Source organism: Verrucosispora sp. ts21 (assembly GCF_002879555.1).
Lineage (GTDB): Bacteria > Actinomycetota > Actinomycetes > Mycobacteriales > Micromonosporaceae > Micromonospora > Micromonospora gifhornensis.
Map to the genome: position 1 here is coordinate 1 of NZ_PNOZ01000230.1, position 204 is coordinate 204.

1 protein-coding gene is annotated in these 204 nt (G+C 71.1%); it reads left to right on the forward strand.

Annotated elements, in window-relative coordinates:
- On the forward strand, positions 1-204 hold a 204-nt coding region (locus C1A38_RS30565; RefSeq protein WP_146017669.1), incomplete at both ends, for a beta-ketoacyl synthase N-terminal-like domain-containing protein.

The following is a 204-nucleotide window of genomic DNA, read 5'->3' on the forward strand; positions in this document are numbered from 1 at the left end:
ACGGCCTCAACGGCCCGACCCTGACCGTCGACACCGCCTGCTCGTCGTCCCTGGTAGCCCTGCATCTGGCCGCCACCGCCCTACGCCGCGGGGAATGCTCCGCCGCCCTGGTCGGCGGAGTCACCGTCATGGCCACCCCGGCCGCGTTCGTGGAGTTTTCGCGTCAGCGGGGGTTGGCGGTGGATGGTCGGTGTCGGTCGTTTG